Raw genomic sequence first — 23398 nt, forward strand, 5'->3', positions numbered from 1 at the left:
AATCAGCTCGCAGTATGTTGTTGAAGATAAGCAGCTGCACCTAATAAGCCGTGATCAGGCTCTGCTATCAAATAAGTAGGAATATCTTTCACATAGTGCTTCATCTGCCCTTTTGCTTCGAAACGGGCTCTAAAGTCACTATTTTGAATGAATTCAGGGAAACGGTTTGCTATACCACCGCCGATGAAAATGCCACCTGTTGTGGCCATATTTAACGCCAAATTACCGGCAAAGCTGCCCATAATTCTGCAGAACTGCGTTAACGTGGCAGCAGCAATATCACAGGTACCCGCTAATGCGGCTTCTGTAATTTGAGCAGGTTCAGCGAATGTAGCTTCTTTACCTGCATCTTGTGCTAGTGCGGTATAGATATTATGTAATCCCCTGCCAGACATCACTTCTTCAGCAGAAGCACGGCCGAAACTTTTTTGCAGGTGACGCCATACCACAACATCGGTTTCATCAACAGGAGAGAAGTCAACATGACCGCCCTCGCCGTCTAGGGTTTGCCACCCAGTAGAGGTCATCGTGATATGCTCTACACCCAAGCCAGTACCTGGACCAAATACCGCAATGTTACCACCGGCTTTTGCCGTGCCATCACCAATTTGAACAACTTGTGAGTCATTCAGAACCGGCAGTGAATGTGCCACCGCGGTAAAGTCGTTGATCACGAACAGTGAGTCTAACTTTAACTGCGAGCGTAGCGCGTTTTGCGAAAACGCCCAGCTATGGTTAGTCATCACGACTTGGTCGCCCAATACTGGGCAAGCAATACCAATACACCCTTCGGTGAATTGGTATTCAGGCATATCACTAAAATACTGTGAAATTGCCAAGTCGATACTGGCAAAATCATTACACATATATTTCTTTATATCGGTAACGCCTGTTTCGGTAACCCGAGCAACGCGAATGTTAGTGCCCCCTACATCGGCCACAAACTTCTGGCTCATAGCGCCTGCTCCTGGTTGTAGAACAACGAGCATGCACCTTCTTCAGCGCCAGTAAGGATGGCACGCATGCCGCCAAACATTTCACGGCCCATACCAATGTGGTGGTGACCAATATCAGCAGGTTTCGCTTCACGGGCTTCAAGGGTAGCTTCATCAACGTGCAAGGTTAATGCGCCTGTTTCTGTATTTAGCTCAATCAAATCACCCGCTTCAACTTTTGCAAGCAAGCCGCCTTTATAGGCTTCTGGGGTAACATGGATTGCTGCTGGTACTTTACCTGAGGCACCAGACATACGACCGTCAGTAACCAAGGCCACATTGAAGCCTTTGTCTTGCAACACGCCAAGAGGCGGTGTTAAGCGATGCAGTTCTGGCATACCAATAGCAGAAGGCCCTTGGAAACGAACGACAACAATGCAGTCTTTGTCTAGGTCACCCGCTTTAAATGCAGCGTCTAAGTCGAACTGATCTTCAAACACAACCGCTGGCGCTTTAATGGTGCAATGTGGGGTGCGAAGCGCTGATGTTTTAATTACACCGCGACCAAGGTTACCCTCTAGTACACTTAATCCGCCATCTGGTTTAAACGGTGCTTCTACCGTAGCAAGGACTTCTTTGTCTAACGACTCAGTAGGACCGTCACGCCATTCAAGTTCACCGTCTTTCAACATTGGCTCTTTGGTGTAGAAGTCTAGCCCTTCACCACAAATGGTATTAACGTCATTATGCAACAACCCAGCATCTAGCAATTGCTTGATAAGCAATGACATACCGCCAGCTGCAACAAAATGGTTAATGTCGGCAGAGCCGTTAGGGTATATACGAGTAATCAATGGCACAGCATTAGAAATATCTGAGAAATCATCCCAGTTAATGATGAAACCAGCTGAACGAGCAACGGCAATTAAGTGCATAGTGTGGTTTGTTGAACCACCTGTTGCTAGCAAGCCTACTAGGCCATTCACAATAGCTTTAGCGTCAACAATGTTACCGATTGGGCGGTATGTATCGCCTAAATCAGTAATACGTGTCGCTTGAATTGAAGCCGCTTTCGTTAGGGCATCACGAAGCTCTGTACCTGGGTTTACAAACGAAGATCCAGGTAAATGAAGGCCCATCATCTCAACCACTAACTGGTTAGAGTTTGCAGTACCGTAGAAAGTACATGTACCCGCAGAGTGATAAGACTGAGATTCAGCTTCAAGTAGCGCATCACGGCCTACTTTACCTTCTGCGTATTCCTGACGAACACGGGCTTTTTCTTTATTCGGTAAGCCTGAAGGCATAGGACCGGCTGGTACAAATACCGTTGGTAAGTGACCAAAGCTTAACGCACCCATTAATAATCCAGGTACGATTTTATCGCAAATACCTAGCATAAGGGTTGAGTCGAACATGTTGTGCGAAAGCGCAATAGCAGCACCTTGGGCAATGTTGTCACGGCTCATCAAGCTCAAATCCATACCGGTTTGACCCTGAGTAACACCGTCACACATAGCGGGAACACCGCCAGCAAACTGAGCCACACTGCCTACACTTTTAACTGCATCGCGAATAATCGCAGGATACGTTTCGTAAGGCTGGTGTGCAGAAAGCATGTCGTTGTAAGCAGATACAATCGCTACGTTTGCTTTTGTCATCGAGCGCAGATCAGATTTATCTTCTGTTCCACACGCTGCAAAACCGTGCGCTAGGTTTCCGCACGACAACACACCGCGGTGAGGACCTTGGCGGCGTGCGTGTTCAATTTTTTCTAAGTATGCCTTACGGCTGTCTTTGCTACGCTCTATTATACGCTGCGTAACTTCTGCAATTCTTGAATCCATCATTGTCTCCTATGGCGCCCACATCAAGGTTACCGGGGCTCTGTTTACCACGGCCGTGATGGGCTTTTGCGCTTCGGTAGCATTATCCAGTGCATCAAGCAGTACCTGCTTTTTCTTTTCACCGGTTAAATGCAGAAAAATATGTCGACTGTTTAGCAACGCCGGCAACGTAAGGGATATACGTTGATGGGGTGCAGTTGTAGGTTGTACAGCAATACATGTGCGACCACTGTTCATGCTCAAGCCATCATTGACTTGTTCAGAACAGGGGAATAGCGATGCGGTATGACCGTCTTCACCCATGCCTAAAATAAGCGCATCAAAAGGCTGGGACATACTTGCAATCGCTTTTTCAGCAGCATTTACGCCTTCACTAGCATCAGCAACATCGCTTTTTAATTCAACGAAATGCGCTGCACTGGCTTTATTTTGAATAAGATTCGCTTTAACTAAGCTGGTGTTACTGGCTTCATGACCTTCTTCCACCCAACGTTCATCAGCAAGGGTAATATCTACCTTGTCCCACTCTATGTCGGTTTCGCTCAACTGCTTAAAAAGTGCAAGAGGCGTTCTGCCGCCACTTACCACAAGCGAAGCACGCCCGCGGGTTTTAATACCAGTTTTAAGAATGCTAACCAAGTCTTCAGCAAAGGCTGAGGTAAGCGCATCGGGTGTATCAAATGAAAGGGTTGTTAAAGCCATATTATTTCTTCTTCCTTACCGTTTTGCTTTCGTACCAACTGCGATTCGCTCGTGCCAAAAGGCCAATTGAATCTACTGGTCCCCACGTGCCAGCCTGATAAGGCTCTGGTGGTTCATTAGACGATTTCCATGCTTCAAGAATTGAATCAACCCATGTCCAGGCTTGTTCAATTTCATCACGGCGAACGAACAGCGCCTGGTTGCCTAGCATGACTTCAAGAAGCAGCTTTTCGTAGGCATCAGGAATACGATCGTCGGCAAAGGCTTCAGAGAAGCTCAAGTTCAACTTAGATTTTTGTAAATCCATAGAGCCAGAGCTGGTTAAGCCCGGGACTTTGTTCATAACAGTAATTTCAACGCCTTCATCAGGCTGAAGTCGAATTACCAATTTGTTTGGCGGCAAGTTCTTAAAGCTATCGCCAAACAAGTTATGTGGCTGACGCTTGAAGTAGATAACCACTTCACTGACTTTCGACGGCATACGTTTACCCGTACGAAGGTAGAACGGAACACCCGCCCAGCGCCAGTTATCAATCTCTGCTTTAATTGCAATGAAGGTTTCCGTTCTACTTTGGGTGTTAGCACCCTCTTCTTCCAAGTAGCCTGGAACTTCTTCACCTTTCACAAAACCTGCGGTGTACTGACCACGAACCGTGCTATCGCTAATGTTCGATGAATTAATCGGGCGCAGTGCTTTAAGTACTTTAAGCTTTTCATCACGAATGCTGTCTGCATCTAGTGTCGTTGGAGGCTCCATGGCCACTAAGCTTAAAATTTGAAGTAAGTGGTTTTGCACCATGTCGCGCATTTGACCCGCGTCATCAAAATACCCCCAACGCCCTTCAATACCGACTGATTCCGCTACTGAAATTTGAACATGGTCAATACAGTTATGGTCCCAGTTGGTGGCGAAAATAGAGTTAGCAAAACGAAGTGCAACAAGGTTAAGTACGGTTTCTTTACCTAGGTAATGATCGATACGGTAAATTTGTTTCTCGTCGAAGTACTCAGCAACCTGCTCGTTAATCACTTTTGACGATTCAAGATCGTGACCAATCGGCTTTTCAAGTACAACACGTACACTTGAATCGATAATTTTGCAGCTGTGAAGACCACGACAAATGTCACCATAGATAGAAGGCGGTGTTGCTAAATAACACACCATGGTGCGCGCTGGGTCAACATGATCTTCTAAAACGCAGTAGCTACCGATATCTTTCATATCGACGCATGCATAATGAAGACGGGCTTTCATACGCTCCCAAGTTTCTTCACAAAGCTCTTTATCGCCAAACTTTACTAAGTTTGTATGGACTTCGGCAATATAGTCTTCTAATTCCATTTCATGTCGGGCTACGCCAACAATGGTTGTATCTGGATGAATGAGCTCTGCTTTTTCAAGCTGATATAAAGACGGCAGTAATTTGCGTCGTGAAAGATCACCCAATGTGCCAAATAGCACGAAATCACAGGGTTCGTAGGAATTTTCCAATACCATTTTCGTCGACCTTTTAAATGTATGTGTGAAACTAACGTGAGGTAGACGTACCTTCTAACGCCATCCACGTGTTATTAGCATATAGTTAACACCAAATGTAGTAAAATTACAACTTTTGGAAACTATTGAATCTCATTTCTATATATTAACGGGTTAGTACCCTATCCAGCCCCCTTTTGTTCCCCGCAAGTGATAAAAAATGTCAAAAAATTACATTTTTCTTGTCACTTCCGTCACATTGGGTACTATGAGTCGGGTAACCTACATCAAATTTCCCTTACTAATTGCCATTTTTGTATGAATATTTTAGAAAAAATTACACAAAATAAAGCGTCATTCAGCAAATCAGAACGAAAAGTGGCTGATGTGATCCTTGCGAATCCGCAAACAGCTATTCACTCGAGTATAGCAACCTTGGCTAAAATGTCGGATGTTAGTGAGCCGACAGTTAATCGCTTTTGTCGACGTTTAGATACTAAAGGCTTTCCAGACTTTAAACTTCATTTAGCACAAAGTCTCGCAAATGGAACGCCCTACGTAAACCGTCATGTTGATGAAAATGATGGGCCAGCAGATTATACCAACAAAATCTTCGAATCGACCATGGCTTCTCTTGAAGTTGCGCGACAGTCTGTAGACGTGCAAGTGGTTAATCGCGTTGTAGATTTGTTAACTCAAGCACAGAAGATTTCGTTTTTTGGGCTTGGCGCATCCGCCTCTGTGGCACACGATGCATTAAACAAATTTTTCCGTTTCAATGTGCCTGTTGTCTACTTTGAAGACATTTTGATGCAGCGTATGAGTTGCATGAATTGTTCGACTGGCGATGTTGTGGTGCTTATTTCACATACGGGTCGCACCAAAAGCTTGGTAGAGATTGCACAAATTGCTCGCATGAACGATGCAACGGTAGTGGGTATAACTTCAGCCGACAGTCCATTGTCGCATGAATGTACGTACGTATTATCTCTTGAGGTACCGGAAGATACCGATATGTATATGCCAATGGCATCACGTATTGCGCAGCTTACGCTTATTGACGTGCTCGCTACAGGGTTCACATTACGCCGCGGTAACAAATTCAGAGAGAATTTAAAGCGGGTGAAAGACACCCTGCGCGGTTCGCGCTACGAAAAGCGCAACGAATAAACATTTCTCTTTATTGCATTCGAGTTAGTCTATCTTTATGTTCTGCTACATTCTGAAGAGACTAACTCGGATTCGTTACATTTTAAGAACGTCGCTAAGCGACTAGCTTCCTACCCTATTCGGTAATTAACCACATTTTCTCTCCATACCTGCTACCCTAGTTAAGTGGAAACAAGCTTAACTATTGATTATTTAAAATACAGAATAGGCAGTGAATGGCATTAACACTCTTTATTGAGATGAATGACGTAACTGGTCGGCTCAGTTCCCAATTCTTCATCTTTCATTCACATTTATGTCAGATTCATCTACTATTCTGTAATAAAATTACGTAAAGCGATTACAGGTTAACCTTTGTACAAATTACACAGGCTAGCCATATATCTATTTGTGCTACATCACTTAAAAATTGCGACGGACTCCTAATGACCAGAAGAACGAAAATTCTTGCAACGCTTGGCCCTGCCACTGATTCACTCGAAAAAATCCAAGAACTAATTGCCGCCGGTGCAAACACGGTTCGCATGAACTTTTCACACGGACAAGCAGAAGATCATATCGAGCGTGCAAAACGCGTAAGAGAAGCGGCTAAAAATTTAGGTAAGTACGTTGCCATTTTAGGCGATTTACAAGGCCCAAAAATTCGTGTTGCACGTTTTGCTGAAGGCGCGGTTAAATTGTCTATCGGCGATAGTTTCACGCTTGATGCTGAACTAGACCGCGATGCTGGTGATGCTAAGCAAGTTGGTATCGACTACAAAGCGCTACCTGATGACGTCAGTGCTGGCGATATTTTGTTACTTGATGACGGGCGTATTCAACTTAAAGTCACCGGCGTAGAAGGCCGTAAAGTGCTAACAGAAGTGACTGTCGGCGGTAAATTATCAAACAACAAAGGCATTAATCGTCAAGGCGGTGGTTTATCTGCTGAAGCCCTGACTGAAAAAGATAAGAAAGACATTATCACAGCGGCTGAGATTGGCGTTGATTACCTTGCGGTTTCATTCCCTCGTAGTGGTGAAGATCTTAATTACGCAAGAAAGCTGGCTGAAGAAGCAGGCTGTTATGCGAAAATTTGTGCCAAAGTAGAGCGTGCTGAAACCGTAGCCACTGATGAAGCTATTACTGACATTATCAGTGCTTCAGACGCGGTAATGGTGGCGCGTGGTGACCTAGGTGTTGAAATTGGTGATGCCGAGCTAGTGGGTGTTCAGAAAAAGCTGATTGCCCGTTCACGCCAGCTAAACAAAATCGTTATTACCGCAACGCAAATGATGGAGTCGATGATTGATAGCCCTATGCCTACACGCGCAGAGGTTATGGACGTCGCTAACGCAGTACTTGATGGCACAGATGCGGTTATGCTTTCTGCTGAAACAGCGGCAGGTAGCTTCCCAATTGAAACTGTTCAAGCGATGGCCCGTGTATGTGAAGGTGCAGAGACGCATCCTAGCGTTAAAATTTCAAAGCACCGCATGGATGAGCTTTTCTCATCTACCAGCGAATCAATTGCGTTGTCAGCAGTATATGCAGCTAACCACCTACCTAGCGTAAAAGCGATTGTAGGATTAACTGAAAGCGGCAACACGCCTAGATTGATGTCGCGTATTACTACCTCGTTACCTATCATTGCGATGTCTCGTCATGAAGGCACCCTAAATACTATGGCGTTGTTCCGTGGTGTTAAGCCTGTTTATTTCGATTCATCGAAAAGCGAACCTGGTCAGTTAAAGTATGATGTAGTGGCGGCACTTAAAGCCAAAGGTTTAGTGCAAAGTGGCGACAACATCATTTTGACTTACGGTGATGAAATGGAAAAAATTGGGGCAACTAATACCCTTAAGATTGTCGAAGTAGAATAAGCGTTATTCGCACTTAACACGTTTTAAAGGCAGCCAGTGGCTGCCTTTTTTTATGCGTATTCATCATGCTATTTCACCCGCACCTACCGCCTATTCACATTGTAATTTACATACTGAACTGGTAGAAATGGATGGCGTCTTTTACTTGCAGTTTTACTGACCACTCTTACTTAAACGGAATAACAATGAAAATAATGGCACCACTTTTTTCCGCGCTTTTTGCGCTACTTAGCGTTAACACCATGGCTGAATCTTCCATGAAAAGCGTAACAGTAGCCTCTTCTGAAACCCCATTAGCGCCAATCATGATTCAAGGGCCAATGCCAATTGAAGCAGAATACTTCGCGTCACTATTAACCGACGTACGTGTTGAGCACTCAGGTAACGCGACCTTCTATTTAGGAACATTAAATGGCCACCCTATCGTAGTGGCAAAAACAGGGAAAGGTTTAGAAAATACAGCTGCGGCAACGGCCATAGGCATAAGCCGTTACCAGCCAAGAATCATCATTAACCAAGGTACGTCAGGCGGGCACGATCCTAAACTTAATGTCGGCGATATCGTATTGGGCGAAAAAAGCGTTAATGCAAGTAATTTCAAGACCCCCAAACTAGAAGCGGGTGAAGGCTCTCGCCCTCTGAATTGGATCCCTATGGATTTAATGGCGTCAGAAGGCAGTGCCGGCGAAGGTGACAGTGCAACAGATGCTGAAAAAATTCGCTTTTATGCGGGTGACGAAACCTTACTTGACCTCGCCATGTCGTTAAGTAAGGAGCACAAAACTGGAAACGTTGTGAAAGGCACCATTGGCAGCGGTAATTTTTGGAACAACGAAATTGATCGCATTGCATGGCTTCACAAGAATCTAGGTACCAGCGTAGAGGAAATGGAGTCTGCGTCGGCAGCGCAAATTGCCCATGCTTATGGCGTACCGTTTCTTGGTATTCGTATCTTATCTAACAACATTACCAATCACGGTGAATATAACCCTGATACAGCAGAAGCTTGCCAAGTCTTCGTAAAAACCGTTGTTGAAGCCTATATCGCATCGTTGCCTAAGCCTTTATAAGCGCCTAGGCAAATAGCCCCATTCTTGCCGCCAAGTTATTTTACCCTTACAGGAAATAACTTGGCACTTTCATTCTTAAAACCCATTGGCATTTATTTTATGAAATTGACCCTGCTTGGTAAGCTTATACTGGTGCTCACCCTAGTGTCTCCATCACTAATGGCGAACAACGCCGACTCTAATGCATCATCGAGTGACTTAACGGTTGCAAACCGCTTTGCCCAACTCGCATTAGCCTGTGTTCATAAAGAGTACCCAAACATCATTAAACACATGATGACGGGGGCAGAACACGTCAAGCCGCCTAAACAGCTATATCCTGCGTTTTACGGCTGCTTTGATTGGCACTCATCTGTACATGGGCATTGGTTATTAACCCGAATTGCAAGCCAATATCCAGAAACGCCTCACTACCCGGACATTATAAAACACCTCGACATCAGTTTTACCGAAGAGAATATCGCTGGTGAAGTCGCTTACTTTAACCGTGAGGGTACAGGCACAAGCTTCGAACGTCCTTATGGACTTGCTTGGTTTTTACAATTAACCAGTGAACTACGTGAATGGAATTCACCTGAGGCAAAAAAATGGCTAACCACCCTACTCCCACTCGAGCAAAAAATCGTGGCAAATGTAACAGATTGGCTTCCTAAACTGTCGTTTCCAATTCGTGTGGGCGAACATAGTCAAACCGCGTTTGCATTCGGCCTTATGTTGGATTGGAGCCGCACGGCTGGTGATGTTGCATTTGAAAACTTGCTCACTAAAACCATCACCAGGTTATACGCAACTGATGTGAATTGCCCACTGGCTTATGAACCATCAGGCCAAGATTTCTTATCCCCCTGTATTGCCGAAGCCGATTTGATGCGACGAGTGTATTCAAGTAAGAATTATGCAACGTGGCTATCTTCTTTTTTACCCAGCATTCCAACTGACGGAAATGCTGCTTGGATAACCGTAGCGACGGTAGTGGATAAAAGTGATGGTAAACTTGCGCACTTAGATGGCTTAAATTTAAGTCGTGCATGGATGCTTGAAGGTATCGCTTCAGCACTGCCTTCAGGCGATAAGCGTGTAGCAGCAATAAGTAGTGCAGCACGTGCACATAAGGCAGCGGGAGTAGATTCTGTTATAAACGATATGCATTATATGGGGAGTCATTGGCTTGGTAGCTTTGCTACCTATTTAGAAACCCAACGTGGCCTTTAAACCACTGACAGTTGCTAAATTACCTGATACAGAGTTGGCGAGCTTAAATGCTCGCAAACTCAGTTGTCGTTGCAGTAAACTGTGTCTGGTGGTGAACTAAAATATTCTTTGCGCGGTCAATCAAATCATCACGTTTGAATGTCCAATTACGCAGGTCTGCCTGTTTCGCTTCTGCAAGGTAAAACTCGATACGTGTTTTACGTAATAAATCACGCTTTTGAGATACATCGAACTCGGTCTGAGCAAGTATGCGCTCTATTTTTACGATAGAGGCGTGATGGGCTTTGTTTGAATCATCAGCGTTCGCTTTACCTACATAAGCCATGTTATTTGTTAACACGCCTGCAAGTACAATAAGCATTGAAATCAACACACCTGAAACCAACCAATTTAATACTTTCATCATTCACTTCCTTTTATACTAACTTGCGATTATCCATGTAAGAACGCGTTGGTTCTAAATGACTACTGCACGTTGTAACTTAAAAACTTAATTACAACTTGTATTGCACATTGTGTTCCAAATTTCTTAACGCCACCTCATTACCGCGAAGAGTATACGCAGCAATGGATAGGAAGAAAATCCGACAAAGGTTGTAAGACAAAAGTTGTAAAGTGGATGGGAAAATACTACATATTGCTGCGAAAAAACGGGATATAGAAAAAAGTGGCTAACAACACTTCTTGACTTAATACAGGGTGTTATTATAGAAATCTACCGTTATCCAGACATAAAAAAGGGGCCCATTGGCCCCTTTCATTTCACTAATAACTGCTTAGTTTTTCATTGCTGTTTCAGTAATAACCTGCAAATTGTCTTCAACGTTTTTCACATCTGAAGCGTTTTTGGCTATTTCAACAGCAAGCTGTCGCTCGGCATCGGAGTCTACGTTACCTGTTAGTGTAACGTTACCTGCTTCAACATCTACATCAATATCGAAGCCAGAGATGTCGCTATCCATTAATAGACGAGTTTTAATTACGGTAGCAATTTTGGCATCAGTAAGCGTGCCCGTCTGCTCATCATATTCTGATTCAGCGTCATCTGACATGTCGCTTGCCATTTTATCCATATCTTTCTCTTCAATAACAGAAAGTTGGTTGTCTACTGACATAACACCGTCAATATTTGAAATTAGCTCTTCCGCTAATTTCTTATCGACTGAATGATCTACTTTACCTGTTAGAACAACATTTCCGTTGTTTACATCTGTATTGATATCGAATGAATCAAGGTTGCCGTTGAATAGTAATGTTGCTTCGGCTTTGCCGTCTATCCACGCATCCTTAGCGCCTTTTTCCCATTTGTTATCTGTCTCCATGTCACCAGCAAAAGCTGCGGTTGTCATCGAGGTCGCTACAAGTATAGAAAGTAATGTGCGTTTCATAACAGTTCTCCTTTGTTGAAACTCCCAATAACCAATGCGAAACTCGAGCCAACATAGCAAACAACTGATTTATAACAAGTTACCCTACTTTCACCCTAGTTATCACTTGTTAACATCTCTGCAAACTTTTCGGCCTATGAGCATTTTTTACCTACAATTTGCCTAACCGGAACGAAAATTGAATATTCATTAACCAATATACTTATTATTAATCCAACAATAGCCGAGTTTGCCTTTTTTAAAGCGTTTGCAAGCAAGCTAATAATGCAAAAAACAACTTAGTCAGGAACGACAATGAATATTTTACTGAACACCATGGCGATATTTCTTATCGCTGCCACTTTAGCGCCTTCACTCCCGTCGAAGCATTGGCTGGTTAGGGTATGGGAATTTCCACGGCTACAGCTGCTAGGTTTAATGGTGATAGTCTTGATTACCCGAGGGGTTATGTCTCCGTCGGATCTTTCTGCATTTAACACGCTTATCATCGCATTGCTTTATATTGGATTAATTGCCTGCGCGATTTACCAAGCTATTTGGATCTTGCCTTATACCTTCTTTTATAAAAAGGAAGTGGTTAAAGCATCTTCTCAAGATGCTGGAGAGAGTATTAGTATTTTATCTAGCAATGTTTTTATGCCCAATGAAGATTACGACAAGCTATTGAAGCATGTGCGTGACACCAATCCAGACTTCGTCGTTACTCTCGAATCTAACAAGCGCTGGGAAATAGCCCTATCGGCGTTAAACGAAACTCATCCTCACCAGCAGCATTGCCCGTTAGAGAATCTGTATGGCATGCACTTATACAGTAAATACCCACTGAAAACTGCCAAGCTCAACTATTTAGTAGAAGATGATGTGCCTTCCATGCTTGTTACTATCGATATGGATGGACAAGATGTGACACTTTACTTTTTACATCCGAAGCCTCCTAGCCCTACAGAAAACAAAACGGCTAAGCCCAGAGATGTGGAACTTACTATGGTAGGCCATGAAATAGCTAAAAAAGACGGGCCTATTATTGTGGCGGGTGACTTAAACGATGTGGCATGGTCACCTACTACCCGAAAATTTAAGAAAATAAGCGGTATGCTGGACCCAAGAATTGGTCGTGCATTTTTCAATACGTTTCATGCCCACTACCCATTAGTTAAATGGCCATTGGATCATGTGTTTCATTCAAGTCACTTTATGCTTGAAGACATTAGGAAACTACCTGATATTGGCTCAGATCATTACCCGCTGTTAACGCGGTTGAAACTAAAGCCAAAAGCCTAAATACAGAAAGTAAAAAGCCGCTATAAAGCGGCTAAATATTGAAAAGGCTTACGACTAGGTAGGCACACGATGTGCTGGAACTGACCTCACCGCTTTCGTATTGTGATTAACACACCACATTACGCTTTCGCATGCTTCTTCACGACGTTTAAAATGTGCAAGACCAATAAGTTTGTCTTCTCGAGGCCACACCGCTTGTTTCAAAATGGCGGTGTCGGTTTCGCTAAGTGCGCTGGTGTCTAAACTCATTTCAACCGCTTTCTTATTCGGTTTAATCAGTGAAGGTTGAGCATCGGTGATAATACTTTTTTTGACGCACACATATTCACGCAGAACAGGATCTCGTACCACACCTATGTAATCGTCATCGCAAATAATGGCTGGCCAGCCTTCAGATATTCGGCTCTGCCAAAACATTACAACGGTGAAGGCCACCAAAACAAACAAGGTTAAACCAATAAACTGACTGTCTAAATCCGGTGCAACAGAAACAATTATTCCTACTAATGCAGCAAATAATATCCATCCACCAAATACCCTTCGCATGGCATTGGGTGAAATACCAGAAATAACACTAACTTGTTTTAACTGGCTTTTTTCATAGTTGCGAAGTTCAACTACCGATTCAGAGTTCACAACTCTCTCCACTTGACTTTTACTCACTTTATAAAGATTTGAATACGCTCACAAGTGAACCATAGTTTATTATACTAATTAAGATTTACGCTGACTTAGGAAGTTCCGTCGACAATTGACATATTTCAAAATGCATTGAGTCTGCAAGATTATCTTGCTGACGACGTAATTTTGTTAAGATCACAGACGGCTCTGGCTCTCCGAAAAAAAACCATTCAGCAAAGCGCTTTCCAAGCCCGCCACTTCGTAACTGATAAACATGCACTACATAGCGGTATCCATTTACGTAAGCATCGTGGTAAGCACGGCTTTCGTCTACTGATGTCAAACCGCCTCTAGGGTGAATGGCAAAGCTTTTCACCCCTGCTCCTCGTTTGGTTAAAAACGATATTCCCGCTTCAGATACACGCTTAACCGCGGCCTGCTTGAGGGCCTCTAGCGAAATATGCAAATAAGGCACATCAATTTTACCGAACAACCTACAGGCATTTGGGCATCCTGGCGCTAGTCCCACTGAAAAAGCCGTGTGGTCACGTCCTTCCCAAGGGCGGATCCATACGTAAGGGCTAACGTGAACATAAAGTTCAATGCCATCACACTGAATGCTAAATACGTCTGGAACCTCTGAATTTCTGGCGTTTACTAGCTCGTTAAGGCGCTCGTCACTGTATTGCATACTAGGCCTCCAATAAGATATTTTAAGCTAATGCGCTGTGAAAAACCTAACAAAAGGGCGCGCTATTAATGCTTAGCTTAATGATTGACTAGTATGACATATTCGGTATTTTTTTGTTAGAGCGTTCTGTAATAACAAAGCAAAAACTGACGGTGCATATTTACACTGCCAGCTTACGTTTTTAGATGGGTAAAGAAATAATATACTGGGGAAATTAACGTTGTTGACGATGGTTTTCAGGAACCGCTACCAGTTGTTCCTCAACCAATTCGCAAGTACCTTCCACGCTGTCACCGCGACGGGTTTCAAAAGAGACTGTATCACCCTCAGATTTATCTTCACATGCTTCAATAGCTTCAGGTGGCGGACCATTCGGACGACCCTGTTGCGCAAATGCGCTTAAACTTCCTGTGAGAAGCGTGGCAACGAATACAAGCTTTAACAATTTCATGACTTTTCCTAAGAAGATTAACTAACTCACATTCAGCATACGCGTTAAATGTGCAGATTCAGTGCAGAGAACATGTAGAAGTAACGGAATAAAAGCAGAAACAATTGTTAGCAACGTACAAGCATAGATATACTCAGCACAATGAAACTATCCCATAAATTGCTTGTTATTCTTGTTGGCTTTACCTGTGTGTCTTTGTCGCTTTCACTAGCACTTGCACGATGGAGTTTCGAGCAAGGCTTTAATGAATTTATTCAAAATCAGGAACGAGAGCGCCTGATGAGTTTACGTCGCGTGCTTATTGCAGAGTACCGCAGCAATAATAATAGTTGGGAAAATATCGAAATAGAGCGTGTTGCACCTACTGGCATGCCTCATCGCCGCCCCGGCATGCGCCCTCGACCCGGTGGATTCCCTCCCCCTAGGCATCAGATTGACGATACATCTGCCGGCCCACCTACATTACTGACTAATGCCTCTGGGGAAATCATATCGGGGCAAGATTCCTATGCTGACGAAAACGAACGAAATGAAGTCAGTGTACAACTTGAAGTTAACGGCGAGCTCATAGGTTGGCTTACCAGTTACCCACCCCAAACACCTGACTCAGATGTGGCTCGTGCTTTTTCTGCACAACAGCTGCACGCCATTATTTTTATAGGGCTAGTATCACTTATCGCCTCGCTTGTACTGGCATTAGGCGTTGCGCCCCGCATGCTAAGCCCTTTTAAGGCTATATTACAAAGCGTTAAAGGCCTTACCGCACATCAATATAAAACCAACTTGCCAGAAAACCGTCCTGATGAGTTTGGCGAGCTAATGCGCCACATCAACACATTGGGAAATACCCTTGAAGCGCATAAAAATACTAAAAGCCAATGGCTAGCTGATATTTCTCATGAACTTCGTACGCCCCTCACCATACTGTCTGGCGAAATTGAACTGATAAAAGCAGGAATTCGACCACTTGATCAAAAACAACTGGCTTCGTTTGACCAAGAGGTCTCGCGCTTGTCTTTATTGGTTGAAGATTTATATCAATTATCACTGTCAGATATTGGCGGGCTTTCTTATCATTTCTCGTCAGTGGATGTGAGCCAAGTAATAGCGCAACAAAGCGAAAGCCTTGCGCATATTTTTGATACAAAAGGGCTTACCTTCACGTTTTCCTGCCCGCCCAACATCACTATTAATGCCGATCACCAGCGCTTGAAGCAACTTATGCTTAACTTGTTAGTTAACGCATGTGAGTACACCGATGCGCCCGGTACTGTAGAGTTATTGGTTTCAGAACAACCTTCATTTATTGTTATTATTGTACAAGACTCAGCGCCCAGCATTGCGAAAGAAAATGCAGCGGCATTATTTGAACCTTTGTTTAGAGAAGATGCCTCACGTAGGCGTCGAACGCAAGGTGCCGGCCTTGGTCTATCCATTAGTAAACAAATTATAGAGGCCCATGGTGGCAAAATTAGCGCGTCAGTTTCGTCACTCGGCGGCGTTAAAATTACAGCAGAGCTGCCCAAACATTTCACTACGGATAATAACTAATGACATCGCACAAACATGTACTCATTGTTGAAGATGAAGATAAAATTGCGCAAATTTTAGTTGAGTTTCTAGCCTTAGAAGGGTTCACATCTACCGTACTGAACGAAGGCACCCATGTGGTTGATACGGTAAAAAAAGAAGCTCCCGCGGCCATTATTCTTGATAGGATGTTGCCCGGTGTGGACGGACTCACCATTTGCAAATCGTTACGTCGTTTTTCCATGGTGCCCATTATCATGTTGACCGCCCGAGTCGATGAAATAGACCGACTTATTGGTCTTGAAGCGGGTGCCGATGACTATGTATGTAAACCTTTTTCAGCGCGTGAAGTGGTAGCACGAATACAAGCTGTATTGCGGCGTAGTACCCAACAAACCAAAACGGAGTCTTCATCAGAAAAACTCACTTTTCGCCACATCGAGTTGGATATGTCTCGCTTTGAATGCGCTGTGGATGGCAACATTATTGAGCTTACGCCGGTAGAATTTCGGTTGTTGAAAACGATGATGACGAAACCCGGTATCGTTTACTCGCGAGACCAACTTATGGAACTTGGCTACGAAGATGGCAGAGTGGTCAGTAACCGCACTATCGACAGCCATATGAAAAACCTACGTCACAAATTAGCTACAGCTGAACATATCAGTCCTATTCATGCGGTATACGGCATAGGCTACAAAGTACAGTAAAAAAGTACAGTAGCCTGTTTTAGATAAAGTACAGTAGCCTGTTATACATCTTCATTAAAGCCTCATTGAACCTGCACTTAAACTGCACTTTTTAGCGATAGTCTTTGATTTGGTATTCCAATAAATATTCAAATCTAAAAGACAGTTCTGGGGCATTTTATGAAGACGTCATTTTACGCACTGCTTGTGCTTACATTGCTGGGCACATCCGCCTGCTCTGATAGCGACAATTCCAATAACACTTCAACAACAGCAAGCGATACTTCCACTGATTCTGGCTCAGATTCAGATGGCGACGCCGACAATGTCGTTATTGGCCCCAACCCAGACTATTTCCTAGCCGCAGGCCTGGCCGAAACTATTACTACCACAGCTTGTACGCTTACGGATGGTACCATTACCGAATGCTACAAAGTCGTTATCAATGGAGCCCCTGCCAATACGGAAATTGGCCCCTTTTGCCCTTCTAATATTGCAGACGATGCCACCAAAGGCGGTATATGGTTTGACGGAAGTGGCGACGTATATCAGCTGGAAGGGCAATTCTTTGTTGACGTTAAAACCCTCTATGGCGATGACTGGGAATTATACGATGAAGATACTGGCGATATTTTTGTGACCGATACACAAGTGGCGTGTGAAGCTGCAGCCCGCCCAAATGTAGCAGCGGAATATCAAAATCACTGCGTTCAGTGTTCAATTAGTTACTACGACGGCGGTATGCAACAAACTATTCTTATTCCAGTTACCCCAGTGCCTTTATCAAACCCCGACTCTATTGGTGCTGACTTGGGCGTTTCACTCAATGGCGTAGTGATAGCAGGCCCTGCCCCTGTGTCCCAAATACTGGCGGCAAATACCATTGCAGCATTCGACGATTGTGGGGGCCACGTGAACCCCGCTGAAGGCTATCATTATCATGCTTCTTTAGGGTGTAGCGAAGTGGTAACCAGTATTGATGAGCATGCCAACCTAATGGGCTATGCACTTGATGGCTACGGTATCTACGGCATGTTGAATGCCAATGGAGAGGAAGACTACGATCTTGATGAATGTAGAGGCCATGAGGACGATACAAGAGGTTATCACTATCACGCAGCAAGTGCGGCAGAAAATATGTTTATCGGCTGCTACCAAGGTGCTCAAGGCAGTATAGAGGTAAATGAATGATGTCTATATGTGCCAAATCACTCAATATATTATTTGAAAAGTCATCCGAACGTTTACCTCTACTTTCATTGGTAACGGTACTAGCGATGACATGCTCGACGACAGTTTTGGCTCACAGCGGTCATATTCACAACGAAGCATTTGATGCCTGCAAAACAAAAACGAAGGGCGAAGCATGTCAGTACCTTGTAGCCGATACCCAGCGTTATAAAGGCAGCTGCCAAGTTTTCAATTTAAAGACCTTATGTGTTCGAAATGAACCCATCGAATATTCACAAACCTTACCAGATGAAATAGGAATAGAAGCTAAAATAAATCAGGTAAGTACGCCGCAACCAGTTACTGCTAAAGCCAATGATGTTAATGCGGCTAACACTCTTCACCAGTGAGTAGGAGTCCTCCCAGTAAACAGAAAACCCTTTCTAGAATGGGGTATTGGCCCCATTTTAAAACTATGAAATAGATTCACACTGAGTGAATTCTTTGCAAGCCTAAGCGCTACCGCCCTCCGCCAAAAGAAACAATCTCCAAACTTTTCAACATATTAGACTAAGGTCTAATTATTGCTAGTTAACCTGCAAGTAAGCATTACAGATAAGACAGTTAGTGCGACGTTTGATAGCGATGACAGAAGTTCAGTTATCAATCACTCACCAAAGGGAAATTAGGAGGTTTACATGCATTCACCCGTCAGTGTTGTCACGATAGTAAAAAGTCGTACAGAAAAACTCTGCAGACTCATAGAACAGCTTGAGTCGTGTAACCCACTACCCGATGAACTTGTCATTGTTTGGATGTGCTCTCCTTCAACGCTTTCACTAGCGAAGAGTGAGAAATTTAACATCGTGCATAAGTTTGTGGCTAGCGGCGCGTTACCCATTGCTAGAGCACGTAACCGAGGCTTACAAGAAGCCAAGAGTAACCTTTTAGCTTACATAAATGTTGATGCCATCGTGGATAAAAATTTCATCGCCAAGGGGATGAACGCGTGGTGTCCAGGCTCAGTGGTATTTACCAAAGTGACATTCGTTCCAGAGTCACAATGGACTTTTCCCCACGACACTTTATGCCACATTAAAAGCCAAGAATTACCAGACGAAGACAATAACGAAATTCCGTCAAGACAACAGGAAGATGATCATGGAAAGTTTAGTGACGATAGCATTTGTTCTACAGTGTTTTTTATTAGCAAGACAGATTTTAAGAAAACCGGCGGTTTCGATGAAGGTTACGACGGCTTCGGACTAAACGACGAAGACTTTTTTACCAATTGTCGTTCACTGGGTTTTTCTTTAAATCAAATTGAATTGCAGACCTTTGCTCCAGAGCGACCAAATTACCGTTGCCCTATTAATCACCTTCTAGATTTTGTCAGAAACGCCGAGCGTTATCACGCGAAATGGGGCGTTAACCCTTGTATCGATGTGCTAAATGCATATGCAGAAGCCGGTTACATTAATGAAGATTTTGAAACCGCTGGCATTCATGTTCTGCAATTGCCTAAGCGCGAAAAACCGGTCTCTGAAAACGATAATTCATCGCAAGAAGACGATACAGCGATGATTAAGCAATCTGCTTAAAATTCGTGGGAAGACTAATCAAGGAGTGAGTATGTCTATTTTAAAACCTGATTTAGAACACAAGGTTGCTGCATTTATTGATCAAGCTGAGTACCCCTGCGTGGGGGCAAAAACTGCTTTGAACAAAGGTAAAATCACGGTAAAACAGTACGATAATTTTCGATGCGACATGAATGACACCGACATCTTGACGGACATCTACGACTTCATTCATCGTTTTGAGCTAGAAAAAGACATGTATTCCTCGCTGGTACTAACTTTTGAACAACCGGAAATTTTGAGCGAGGTTGTTTTTGATAAATTACTGTGGCGCAAGCTTCAGCAACTTCATGATATCGACACCTGTATGCATGACTGGGATAACCAAGTAGACGAAAATCCGCATAGCCCTAACTTTAGTTTTAGCTTGGGTGGTAAAGCGTTTTTTATCATTGGACTCCACCCAGGTGCGAAGCGAAAAAGCAGACGCTTCGAACGCCCCGCACTGGTGTTTAATCTTCACGAACAATTCGAATTACTTCGTGAGCAAGGCAAGTTTGAAGATTTAAGAGACCACATTCGTCAGCAAGACGAAGCCTTCTGTGGGTCAAAAAATACCTTATTGCAAAATCACGGTGAGCAGTCAGAAGCTTATCAATACAGCGGAAAGCAGCAACCCAAGCGTTGGCAATGTCCTTTCCACGCAAGTCAAAACTAATTTACACAAATTCAAATAAAGAAAATAACGAGGCAGCAATGCGACAAACCATTCAACCAAGAAGCGGCACAGCATTCACCATTAAAAAAGGTGAAAGACTTAAAGTTATTGATCCTGAAGGGGAACAAGTTGCCGATTTATATGCTTTTAATGCCCACGATAAAAATGAGTTCATGTCGTCAGGCCGTTCGCTAGATTATAATGAAAGTACCCATTTTGCAGCTGGCTGTAAGCTCTATTCCAATGAGAGTCAGGTGATGTTTGATATAATTGAAGATACGGTGGAAGAACACGATTTTCTTTTAACCCCTTGCAGTGTGGATACCTTCAAACACTTCTACCCTAGTGAAACTCCCGTACCTGGATGCCATGGCAACCTAGTGGCCGCTTTTGCTGAGTTCGATATTCCTGCACATCACATTGGCACAACATTCAATACCTTTATGAACGTGGATGTGAGCCCCGAAGGAAAAATTGCCGTGTTACCGCCTACAAGTAAAGCTGGTGACTACACTATTTTTGAAGCAAAAATGGATATGATTGTAGGCCTTACCGCATGCTCTGCGGGCGAATCGAATAACTTTCGCTATAAACCTATTCAATTTGAAATTTTGCCTGCGTTATAGGTAAAAGTTAACTTCAATAAGCTTGCTCTCATTGAGAGCAAGCCTGCCACATCAGCGTTAAAAAGCCGTTTTATCCATATTCTTCAACACTGCTTCTTGGTATTTGATGTACTGCTATTTCGTATCAAATACCTCTGCATTCAAAAAAGCCTAATATTTAGTCCTATAGTTAAATTGCGTAAATGATTGGTATCAATTATCTTTTAGGTACTCTAAGAAAAACGTAATTTTTATGTCCATTCGCATACGGTACACGCTAGCGCTGCTTCTCATTGCCTGCCTTGTCACGGCATCTGTGTTTACAATGCGAACACTGCTGAACGATCAGCGCCTCGATGCAGAAATCATCAATATTGCAGGACAGCAGCGAATGCTCTCCCAGCGTATTGCATTACTTGTACAAAAAATAAATGCCTGTGGCGAAGACAGCGCTTCGTCTACTGACATGCTTGAAGCGGCTATTAGTACCTTTTCAAGTAATCATAAAAAACTTACCTCTTTGCCCTCTTTACCAAGCTCTGTCTCTGACATGTATTTCGGTGCTAGCCAACTTGATGCCAAAGTTAATCAATACATTACGCAAGCAAGGGCACTTGTTAAGACGCCCCAATGTTCATTCTCTATTACCATTCCTATAGAACAAGCCACGGGGCTGCTAAAGCAGTTAAATACTGTAGTTTACATCTTTGAAAAAGAGGCGAAAAGTAATGTTGATGCGGTCTCATCACTAGAGTTTTATTTGTGGCTTGCCACATTATTCCTGCTAGGGGTTGAAGCTTTTTTCATTTTTGCGCCTATGGATAGAAAAATTAAAAAGACGATACAACACTTGTATGAAGCATCAGACAAAGCAGAAACAGAAGCGCAAAAGGCTCACGAAGCCAATAGAGCTAAATCTGAATTTCTATCGAGCATGAGTCACGAATTACGCACGCCAATGAACGGGTTGTTTGGCATGATTGAACTTGCGATGGATAATCCAAGCAAGAGTGAAAATTACTTAAGAAAGGCTAAAGCCGCTGGACGACAGTTACTTACCCTTATAAATGACATTCTTGATTTATCAAAAATTGAAGCGGGAAAAATTGTTGTTGAGAAAAGCCCTGTCGACTTGCTTCAACTGCTTGATGAGGTGGTATCTATACAGCGCATTTATTGCCAGAACAAAGGCTTAGCATTTCATTATAATAAACAGCAAACACTAGCGCCCGTTATTCAAGGTGATATCACCCGAATTGCACAAATTTTACATAACTTATTAAGCAACGCCATTAAGTTCACCGAGTCAGGTAGCGTAACCTTATCGGTTAGCCAGGCTGCGACAGCGAATGGCAATACCCTACGGTTCTCAGTTAAAGATACCGGCATAGGTATCGATACTGATAAATTGTCGACCATTTTTCAAAAGTTTGAACAAGCAGACCAATCTACCACCCGTCATTATGGGGGCACTGGACTGGGGCTAAGTATTGCTAAAGAATTAGCGGAATTAATGGACGGTGATATTTTAGCCTCCTCCACCTTAGGAGCGGGGAGTGAATTTACGCTAATCCTTCCGGTGGTTGAACAGTCTCTACCCGCCATCGAAGTTAAAACCGATGCCACATTGAAATGCGCTATTGTGGATGACTTACTGACAAGCCGAGAATACCTAGAACACGTCGTTGCCGCGATGTCGCTTATTCCTACGTCTTATTCAAGCGCCAAGGACTTTCTAGAAGATACGCCCAACAAATACGATGTTATTATTCTCGATTTAGCAATGCCAGAGATGAGCGGCGTTGATTTATTACGCGAATTGGTGAAACTAGACATCTCGCCATTTCCAAAAATTATTCTGATTTCGGCAGAACTAGAACAATTAAACTGCGAACAAGCCGTAAAAGACGTTATTTGGCGCTCACATGCTAAGCCGATCATACGTAAAGATTTAGAACTCGATTTACAAAAGCTCGTGTCGCATGCAAGTAAGCCTGCCGGCTTTCCCGTTAAGGCAACGCCACGACTGCGCATTCTTATTGCAGAAGACAATGATATTAATGCCGAAATTGTGAAAGCTATGCTTGAAGGCGAAGGCTATAAAATTGTGCATGTAAAAGATGGAGAGCAAGCCGTTGCCGCCTGTGCTAAGCACTTATTCGATTTCATATTAATGGACTGCAACATGCCCGTCATGGACGGCATTATGGCCTCTAGCATCATTCGCAACGGATTAAAGGTGAACACCCCTATCGCCGCCCTTACGGCCAATGCCTTCCCTGAAGATAAAGAAGAGTGCTTAAACGCAGGTATGAATGATTTTCTTACCAAGCCATTAAATAAAGATTTGCTGCTTTCAAGCATTAAGCAATTTACACAAAAGTGGTAACGCGCCCGTA

General features: G+C 43.5%; 22 protein-coding genes. 13 read left to right on the top strand and 9 right to left on the bottom strand.

Annotation, left to right across the window (positions count from 1 at the left end; all coding sequences use genetic code 11):
- Positions 1–2: 2 nt before the first annotated feature.
- From J8L84_RS14705 to zwf, 4 genes are read right to left on the bottom strand one after another with little or no spacing between them, the layout of a single operon-like run.
- Positions 3–956: a glucokinase gene (locus J8L84_RS14705; protein ID WP_063456920.1), complete on the bottom strand. Its 954-nt coding sequence runs from the start codon at positions 954–956 to the stop codon at positions 3–5.
- Entirely contained in the window at positions 953–2782 is a 1830-nt protein-coding gene (edd, locus tag J8L84_RS14710) for a phosphogluconate dehydratase (RefSeq protein ID WP_211071443.1), read from the bottom strand. Before edd ends, J8L84_RS14705 begins: the two co-directional genes overlap by 4 nt.
- A 9-nt stretch (positions 2783–2791) precedes the next feature.
- Entirely contained in the window at positions 2792–3484 is a 693-nt protein-coding gene (gene pgl / locus J8L84_RS14715; protein WP_211071336.1) for a 6-phosphogluconolactonase, read from the bottom strand.
- A 1-nt stretch (position 3485) separates the two neighbouring features.
- Complete coding sequence (zwf, locus tag J8L84_RS14720; RefSeq protein ID WP_211071337.1) at positions 3486–4982, bottom strand: glucose-6-phosphate dehydrogenase; 1497 nt, start codon at positions 4980–4982, stop codon at positions 3486–3488.
- 297 nt (positions 4983–5279) lie between these two features.
- Here zwf and J8L84_RS14725 point away from each other — a divergent pair, with 297 nt between their 5' ends.
- From J8L84_RS14725 to J8L84_RS14740, 4 genes are all read left to right on the top strand, one after another.
- Positions 5280–6131 (top strand): MurR/RpiR family transcriptional regulator, encoded by an 852-nt coding sequence (locus J8L84_RS14725; RefSeq protein WP_057791191.1) that lies wholly within the window; start codon positions 5280–5282, stop codon positions 6129–6131.
- A 425-nt stretch (positions 6132–6556) separates the two neighbouring features.
- Positions 6557–7993 carry a pyruvate kinase gene (gene pyk / locus J8L84_RS14730; RefSeq protein WP_211071338.1) on the top strand — a complete coding sequence of 479 codons (1437 nt, stop codon included), beginning with the start codon at positions 6557–6559 and terminating at the stop codon, positions 7991–7993.
- A gap of 185 nt (positions 7994–8178) precedes the next feature.
- Entirely contained in the window at positions 8179–9063 is an 885-nt protein-coding gene (locus J8L84_RS14735) for a 5'-methylthioadenosine/S-adenosylhomocysteine nucleosidase (protein ID WP_211071339.1), read from the top strand.
- A gap of 159 nt (positions 9064–9222) precedes the next feature.
- Complete coding sequence (locus J8L84_RS14740; RefSeq protein WP_247670811.1) at positions 9223–10275, top strand: DUF2891 domain-containing protein; 1053 nt, start codon at positions 9223–9225, stop codon at positions 10273–10275.
- Between the two features lie 43 nt (positions 10276–10318).
- Here the strand turns inward: J8L84_RS14740 and J8L84_RS14745 are convergent, their stop codons facing one another.
- Together J8L84_RS14745 and J8L84_RS14750 are read right to left on the bottom strand one after the other, a co-directional pair.
- A complete protein-coding gene (locus J8L84_RS14745) occupies positions 10319–10681 on the bottom strand; it encodes a hypothetical protein (protein ID WP_247670803.1) in 363 nt (120 codons plus the stop codon).
- Between the two features lie 370 nt (positions 10682–11051).
- Complete coding sequence (locus tag J8L84_RS14750) at positions 11052–11663, bottom strand: BON domain-containing protein (protein ID WP_211071341.1); 612 nt, start codon at positions 11661–11663, stop codon at positions 11052–11054.
- Between the two features lie 294 nt (positions 11664–11957).
- Between J8L84_RS14750 and J8L84_RS14755 the strand changes: the two genes are divergently transcribed.
- Positions 11958–12944, top strand: coding sequence for an endonuclease/exonuclease/phosphatase family protein (locus tag J8L84_RS14755; protein WP_211071342.1), 987 nt, complete (start codon positions 11958–11960; stop codon positions 12942–12944).
- A gap of 54 nt (positions 12945–12998) precedes the next feature.
- On the opposite strand, the gene J8L84_RS14760 is transcribed toward J8L84_RS14755, so the two are convergent.
- From J8L84_RS14760 to J8L84_RS14770, 3 genes are all read right to left on the bottom strand, one after another.
- The gene (locus tag J8L84_RS14760; protein WP_211071343.1) at positions 12999–13580 is read right to left on the bottom strand and encodes a hypothetical protein; all 582 of its coding nucleotides are present in this window, start codon (positions 13578–13580) and stop codon (positions 12999–13001) included.
- Between the two features lie 85 nt (positions 13581–13665).
- Positions 13666–14256 carry a hypothetical protein gene (locus J8L84_RS14765; protein WP_211071344.1) on the bottom strand — a complete coding sequence of 197 codons (591 nt, stop codon included), beginning with the start codon at positions 14254–14256 and terminating at the stop codon, positions 13666–13668.
- Between the two features lie 214 nt (positions 14257–14470).
- A complete protein-coding gene (locus tag J8L84_RS14770; protein WP_057791175.1) occupies positions 14471–14707 on the bottom strand; it encodes a hypothetical protein in 237 nt (78 codons plus the stop codon).
- A gap of 141 nt (positions 14708–14848) precedes the next feature.
- On the opposite strand from J8L84_RS14770, the gene J8L84_RS14775 reads away from it, so the two are divergent.
- The 8 genes from J8L84_RS14775 to J8L84_RS14810 all read left to right on the top strand — a co-directional run bounded on the left by J8L84_RS14775 (position 14849) and on the right by J8L84_RS14810 (position 23388).
- Entirely contained in the window at positions 14849–16258 is a 1410-nt protein-coding gene (locus J8L84_RS14775) for an ATP-binding protein (protein WP_211071345.1), read from the top strand.
- The gene (locus J8L84_RS14780; protein ID WP_211071346.1) at positions 16258–16947 is read left to right on the top strand and encodes a response regulator; all 690 of its coding nucleotides are present in this window, start codon (positions 16258–16260) and stop codon (positions 16945–16947) included. The genes J8L84_RS14775 and J8L84_RS14780 overlap by 1 nt, the downstream gene beginning before the upstream one ends.
- A gap of 159 nt (positions 16948–17106) precedes the next feature.
- Positions 17107–18117, top strand: a complete 1011-nt coding sequence (locus tag J8L84_RS14785) for a YHYH protein (RefSeq protein ID WP_211071347.1) — start codon at positions 17107–17109, stop codon at positions 18115–18117.
- Complete coding sequence (locus J8L84_RS14790; RefSeq protein WP_211071348.1) at positions 18114–18506, top strand: hypothetical protein; 393 nt, start codon at positions 18114–18116, stop codon at positions 18504–18506. Before J8L84_RS14785 ends, J8L84_RS14790 begins: the two co-directional genes overlap by 4 nt.
- Positions 18507–18794: 288 nt before the next feature.
- Positions 18795–19697, top strand: coding sequence for a galactosyltransferase-related protein (locus J8L84_RS14795; RefSeq protein ID WP_211071349.1), 903 nt, complete (start codon positions 18795–18797; stop codon positions 19695–19697).
- 31 nt (positions 19698–19728) lie between these two features.
- Complete coding sequence (gntA, locus tag J8L84_RS14800; protein WP_211071350.1) at positions 19729–20394, top strand: guanitoxin biosynthesis heme-dependent pre-guanitoxin N-hydroxylase GntA; 666 nt, start codon at positions 19729–19731, stop codon at positions 20392–20394.
- A gap of 38 nt (positions 20395–20432) precedes the next feature.
- A complete protein-coding gene (locus J8L84_RS14805; protein ID WP_062089052.1) occupies positions 20433–21020 on the top strand; it encodes an urea carboxylase-associated family protein in 588 nt (195 codons plus the stop codon).
- A 232-nt stretch (positions 21021–21252) separates the two neighbouring features.
- Complete coding sequence (locus tag J8L84_RS14810; RefSeq protein ID WP_211071351.1) at positions 21253–23388, top strand: response regulator; 2136 nt, start codon at positions 21253–21255, stop codon at positions 23386–23388.
- Positions 23389–23398 lie beyond the last annotated feature (10 nt).

It is taken from the genome of Alteromonas sp. MMG017 (assembly GCF_018100795.1).
Lineage (GTDB): Bacteria > Pseudomonadota > Gammaproteobacteria > Enterobacterales > Alteromonadaceae > Alteromonas.

What these genes read in the sequence shown, in the direction of transcription:
- J8L84_RS14740 (WP_247670811.1), top strand. Translation starts at nt 9,223, where the DNA reads ATGGCGAACAACGCCGACTCTAATGCATCATCGAGTGACTTAACGGTT.
- J8L84_RS14765 (WP_211071344.1), bottom strand. Translation starts at nt 14,256, where the DNA reads ATGCAATACAGTGACGAGCGCCTTAACGAGCTAGTAAACGCCAGAAAT.
- pgl (WP_211071336.1), bottom strand. Translation starts at nt 3,484, where the DNA reads ATGGCTTTAACAACCCTTTCATTTGATACACCCGATGCGCTTACCTCA.
- J8L84_RS14795 (WP_211071349.1), top strand. Translation starts at nt 18,795, where the DNA reads ATGCATTCACCCGTCAGTGTTGTCACGATAGTAAAAAGTCGTACAGAA.
- edd (WP_211071443.1), bottom strand. Translation starts at nt 2,782, where the DNA reads ATGGATTCAAGAATTGCAGAAGTTACGCAGCGTATAATAGAGCGTAGC.
- J8L84_RS14750 (WP_211071341.1), bottom strand. Translation starts at nt 11,663, where the DNA reads ATGAAACGCACATTACTTTCTATACTTGTAGCGACCTCGATGACAACC.
- J8L84_RS14805 (WP_062089052.1), top strand. Translation starts at nt 20,433, where the DNA reads ATGCGACAAACCATTCAACCAAGAAGCGGCACAGCATTCACCATTAAA.
- J8L84_RS14770 (WP_057791175.1), bottom strand. Translation starts at nt 14,707, where the DNA reads ATGAAATTGTTAAAGCTTGTATTCGTTGCCACGCTTCTCACAGGAAGT.
- zwf (WP_211071337.1), bottom strand. Translation starts at nt 4,982, where the DNA reads ATGGTATTGGAAAATTCCTACGAACCCTGTGATTTCGTGCTATTTGGC.
- J8L84_RS14790 (WP_211071348.1), top strand. Translation starts at nt 18,114, where the DNA reads ATGATGTCTATATGTGCCAAATCACTCAATATATTATTTGAAAAGTCA.
- J8L84_RS14775 (WP_211071345.1), top strand. Translation starts at nt 14,849, where the DNA reads ATGAAACTATCCCATAAATTGCTTGTTATTCTTGTTGGCTTTACCTGT.
- J8L84_RS14780 (WP_211071346.1), top strand. Translation starts at nt 16,258, where the DNA reads ATGACATCGCACAAACATGTACTCATTGTTGAAGATGAAGATAAAATT.
- J8L84_RS14785 (WP_211071347.1), top strand. Translation starts at nt 17,107, where the DNA reads ATGAAGACGTCATTTTACGCACTGCTTGTGCTTACATTGCTGGGCACA.
- pyk (WP_211071338.1), top strand. Translation starts at nt 6,557, where the DNA reads ATGACCAGAAGAACGAAAATTCTTGCAACGCTTGGCCCTGCCACTGAT.
- J8L84_RS14735 (WP_211071339.1), top strand. Translation starts at nt 8,179, where the DNA reads ATGAAAATAATGGCACCACTTTTTTCCGCGCTTTTTGCGCTACTTAGC.
- J8L84_RS14745 (WP_247670803.1), bottom strand. Translation starts at nt 10,681, where the DNA reads ATGATGAAAGTATTAAATTGGTTGGTTTCAGGTGTGTTGATTTCAATG.
- gntA (WP_211071350.1), top strand. Translation starts at nt 19,729, where the DNA reads ATGTCTATTTTAAAACCTGATTTAGAACACAAGGTTGCTGCATTTATT.
- J8L84_RS14705 (WP_063456920.1), bottom strand. Translation starts at nt 956, where the DNA reads ATGAGCCAGAAGTTTGTGGCCGATGTAGGGGGCACTAACATTCGCGTT.
- J8L84_RS14810 (WP_211071351.1), top strand. Translation starts at nt 21,253, where the DNA reads ATGTCCATTCGCATACGGTACACGCTAGCGCTGCTTCTCATTGCCTGC.
- J8L84_RS14725 (WP_057791191.1), top strand. Translation starts at nt 5,280, where the DNA reads ATGAATATTTTAGAAAAAATTACACAAAATAAAGCGTCATTCAGCAAA.
- J8L84_RS14755 (WP_211071342.1), top strand. Translation starts at nt 11,958, where the DNA reads ATGAATATTTTACTGAACACCATGGCGATATTTCTTATCGCTGCCACT.